This is a genomic window from Lactobacillus sp., from assembly GCF_051873315.1.
Taxonomy (GTDB): Bacteria; Bacillota; Bacilli; order Lactobacillales; family Lactobacillaceae; genus Lactobacillus.
Window position 1 is genome coordinate 1 of record NZ_JBJEES010000023.1, and the last position, 3,638, is coordinate 3,638.

6 protein-coding genes and 1 other annotated feature are annotated in these 3,638 nt (G+C 50.0%); of the genes, 5 read left to right on the forward strand and 1 reads right to left on the reverse strand.

The features are described 5' to 3' along the window. The coding region (locus tag ACI32D_RS01000; RefSeq protein ID WP_439774809.1) for a PLP-dependent transferase at positions 1-501 on the forward strand (501 nt) is incomplete at its 5' end. Between the two features lie 26 nt (positions 502-527). Further along, complete coding sequence (locus tag ACI32D_RS01005) at positions 528-1,655, forward strand: trans-sulfuration enzyme family protein (RefSeq protein ID WP_439774810.1); 1,128 nt, start codon at positions 528-530, stop codon at positions 1,653-1,655. Between the two features lie 42 nt (positions 1,656-1,697). Here ACI32D_RS01005 and ACI32D_RS01010 read toward each other — a convergent pair whose 3' ends face one another. After that, the gene (locus ACI32D_RS01010) at positions 1,698-2,054 is read right to left on the reverse strand and encodes an arsenate reductase family protein (protein ID WP_439774811.1); all 357 of its coding nucleotides are present in this window, start codon (positions 2,052-2,054) and stop codon (positions 1,698-1,700) included. A gap of 146 nt (positions 2,055-2,200) precedes the next feature. Continuing rightward, positions 2,201-2,277, forward strand: a sequence feature (ribosomal protein L21 leader region). A 16-nt stretch (positions 2,278-2,293) separates the two neighbouring features. Between ACI32D_RS01010 and rplU the strand changes: the two genes are divergently transcribed. From rplU to ACI32D_RS01025, 3 genes are all read left to right on the forward strand, one after another. Beyond that, a complete protein-coding gene (gene rplU / locus ACI32D_RS01015; RefSeq protein WP_003618434.1) occupies positions 2,294-2,605 on the forward strand; it encodes a 50S ribosomal protein L21 in 312 nt (103 codons plus the stop codon). A 15-nt stretch (positions 2,606-2,620) separates the two neighbouring features. Continuing rightward, positions 2,621-2,920: a 50S ribosomal protein L27 gene (gene rpmA, locus ACI32D_RS01020; RefSeq protein ID WP_201331855.1), complete on the forward strand. Its 300-nt coding sequence runs from the start codon at positions 2,621-2,623 to the stop codon at positions 2,918-2,920. Between the two features lie 144 nt (positions 2,921-3,064). Further along, positions 3,065-3,638, forward strand: a 574-nt coding sequence (locus ACI32D_RS01025) for a M24 family metallopeptidase (RefSeq protein ID WP_439774812.1), incomplete at its 3' end; no start/stop codon positions are given.

Consider the following 3,638-nt stretch of genomic DNA (forward strand, 5'->3'; position numbering starts at 1 on the left):
AAGCGGGTTTACTTTGTGCAAAATGCGATTGGCGGGATTTTGTCGCCGGAAGATTCCAATGAGCTGGCCCGGGGAATCAAGACCTTGTCACTGCGCTTAGACCGGCAGATGGAAAATGTCCTGGCCATTATTGCCTTTTTGAAAAAGCAAGCCGGAATCGACAAGATCTACTATCCAGGTGATCCAGACTTAGCTGGTTATGAGGAGCTGAGTAAAGAAGCCACAGGGGCTGGCGGTGTCTTCTCCTGTGAACTGGACGACGAAGTTTATGACCCGGTAGTTTTTGTCAATAGTTTGCGGCTTTTCAACCTGGCTGTAAGTTTGGGCGCGGTTGAGAGCCTGGTCGAACTGCCAAGCAAGATGAGCCACGCTGAACTGTCAGAAGAAGAGCAGCTGGCTGCCGGAATCAAGCCAGGACTGATCCGCTTTGCCGTGGGCATTGAGGACGCGGCTGACTTGATCGCTGACATTGACCAGGCCCTGGAAAAGGCTAAAAGATAACGGATTTTAGGAAATGGAGAAAAAAGATGACAGAAAAAGATACCCGGTCTTTTGAGACCATCGTGGCGGAAGCTGGCAGCATTAAAGACGGAGCTAATCCGGTTGCCCAGCCCCTATACTTGTCGGCCTGCTACCGGCATCCGGACTTGGACCAGGCGGTCAACTTTGACCGCTTGCAGGGCTTCACTTATTCCCGGGTGGAGACCCCCAATCGGAAAACAGTGGAAGAAACCCTGGCCAAACTGGAAGAAGGATGCCAAGGCTTTGCGGTAGCCAGCGGAATGGCAGCTGTTCAGCTGGTCTTAAGCGTTTTGAAGACCGGGGATGAAGTAGTCAGCTTAGACGACCTTTACGGGGGCGACTTCCGCTACTTCCGCCATCTGGCAGACCACTTCCAGATCAAGTTCAAGCTCTGGAACGGGGAAGCAGTGGACTCATTAAAGGAACTTTTGAGTCCAAAGACCAAGCTGGTCTGGCTGGAAACTCCGTCAAACCCGATGATGAAGAGCGTGGACATCCAGGCCGTGGCAGATGCCGTTCATGACTACAATCCAGACATCCTGGTGGCTGTTGACAACACTTTTTACACGCCATATTACCAAAAGCCCTTGACCCAAGGGGCAGACGTGGTTATTCACTCAGCTACCAAGTACCTGGGGGGCCACAACGACATCTTAGGCGGGATCGTGGTGGTCAAGGATCCGGTCTTGGCCGACTTTTACTTCCAATACACGATCACGGTTGGCGATACCATGTCGGCTTTTGACAGCTGGCTTTTGACCAGAAGCTTGAAGACTCTTCCTTTGAGAATGCAGCAGCACACGGCCAGCGCGAAAAAAATTGTTTCCTTCTTGGAGCAGGCGCCGCACGTGGAAAAAGTCCTCTACCCGGGCAAGGCGGGGATGATCTCCTTTTATTTGGACAGCGACAAAGAAGTCGACCGAGTTCTGAGGAGCGTCAAGCTGATTACTTTCGCGGAAAGCCTGGGCGGGGCAGAAAGCCTCTTGACCATTCCTTACTACCAGACTCATGATGACGTTGAAGAAGACCAGCGCCTGCGGCTGGGGATTACGCCGCGGCTTTTGCGGCTCTCAGTTGGCCTGGAAAACGCGGATGACTTGATTGCTGACCTGACCCAAGCCTTAGGGGAATAAAAGAAATAAAAAACAAGTTCCGGAAGTCGGAACTTGTTTTTGCTATTTCCAGGTCTGCTCATAGACCTCTTCTTTAAAGCCGCAGGTTAAGTGCTGGTCATCAACGACCAGGGGGCGCTTGATCAGCTTGCCGTCTTTAGACAAGAGGTCAGCTGCTTCTTCCAGAGTCATGTCCGGCAACTTGTCTTTCAGGCCCATTTGCCGGTAGTGCTGGCCGCTGGTATTGAAAAAGTAGCGCAGGCCGCGGTCTTGGTACTTGGTCAGCCAGGACAAGAGCAGGTCTTTTTCAGGCGGAGTCTCCACCAGGTCCTGGAAGTCATAGCTGATGCCGTTGTCGTCAAACCACTTCTGGGCTTTGCGGGAAGTGGAGCAGCGCTTGTATCCATAGAATTTTGGCATATTTTTCCCTCGATTTCTTCCTTACAAATTATCTCTTTTGAGTTTAACGCAAAAAATCTGGCAAAAACAGGAATTTGCCTGGCAAAAGACTTGAGCAAGGCGGGCAAAGCGTGCTATACTAACAGAGTTGCAATTTGAGTGATACCTCGATTCTGCAACCGCGCAGATAAGGTTGACAAGCCTGCTTTGGGCAGCACCTTTGATGGCGAGTCTAAGTAATTTTATACGGAGGTGTACTAATGTACGCAGTTATTAAGACCGGTGGCAAGCAATACAAGGTTGCCGAAGGCGAAAGTATCTTCGTTGAAAAGCTTGACGTACAAGCTGGCGAAGAAGTTGTTTTTGACCAAGTTATCCTGGTAGCTAATGGTGACGACGTTAAGGTTGGTACTCCATTAGTTGAAGGTGCTAAGGTAGTTGCCAGTGTTGACAAGCAAGGCAAGGAAAAGAAGGTTGTAACTTTCAAGTACAAGCCAAAGAAGCACTCACATTCTAAGTACGGTCACCGTCAACCTTACACCAAGGTTACTGTTAAGAGCATCGAAGCTTAGTAAGAGGTGAACACTATGATGATGAACATTCTTTCAAACGCAAAGTTACTCGCCCACCACAAGGGTGGTGGTTCAACTGCCAACGGTCGTAACTCAGCTGGTCGTCGTTTGGGCGCAAAGCGTGCCGACGGTCAAGAAGTACACGCTGGCTCAATCATCTACCGTCAACGTGGTACTAAGATCCACCCAGGCAAGAACGTTGGCCGCGGTGGCGACGACACTTTGTTCGCATTGACTAACGGTGTTGTTAAGTTCGAACGTCTTGGCAAGTACAAGAAGCAAGTTTCTGTTTTGCCAGTAGAAGACGCTGAATAATCAAGCCGGCAAAGGAGCAGACAGCCCAGCTGCCTGCTTTTTTCTTGCCCTTTTTCAAGGGAAAGCATGTTTAAGCCCTTGATCTTTTGTATAATAAAAGCATCATGAACAAAAGCTTAAAAGCTGCAGAAAAGGATGGTGCTTATGAGCAAAAACAATGAATTGTTAAGTCTGCTGACCAGACGGATCAAGGAAACTGCTGACTTGATCAAGGACAAAGACGCGGATGCTTTGCTGGTTTTCAACCGGGCAAACTACCGCTACTTGACCAACTTTACAGGTGAAGAAGCCCAGCTGATCATTACCAAAAACGGCGACCGGGTACTTCTGTCAGACTCCCGTTTTGCCCCGCAAATCGAAGCCCAGGCTGTGGGTGAATTGAAGGTGGTCATGAAGCATGGACGCGAAGCTGCTGAAATCGCGGCAGAAGTCAAGAAACTGGGGGTCAAGAAGCTCTTAGTCGAAGCAGAATTCGTTTCTGCTTATGAATATGACGCGATCAAGGCCCAGCTGCCAGATGTTGAGATGGTCATGGCTGCTGAAATCGTGGAACGGGTCCGCAATGTCAAGGATGACCTGGAACTGGCTACTCTCAAGAAGGCGGTTGAAATTTCGGAAAGAGCATTTGAAGAAGTTCTGCCAATGCTCAAGCCGGGTGCCAAAGAAAGAGACGTGGGCGCCAAGCTCGACTACCTCTTCAAGTTATACGGCGGCGACG

What these genes read in the sequence shown, in the direction of transcription:
- ACI32D_RS01005 (WP_439774810.1), top strand. Translation starts at nt 528, where the DNA reads ATGACAGAAAAAGATACCCGGTCTTTTGAGACCATCGTGGCGGAAGCT.
- ACI32D_RS01010 (WP_439774811.1), bottom strand. Translation starts at nt 2,054, where the DNA reads ATGCCAAAATTCTATGGATACAAGCGCTGCTCCACTTCCCGCAAAGCC.
- rplU (WP_003618434.1), top strand. Translation starts at nt 2,294, where the DNA reads ATGTACGCAGTTATTAAGACCGGTGGCAAGCAATACAAGGTTGCCGAA.
- rpmA (WP_201331855.1), top strand. Translation starts at nt 2,621, where the DNA reads ATGATGATGAACATTCTTTCAAACGCAAAGTTACTCGCCCACCACAAG.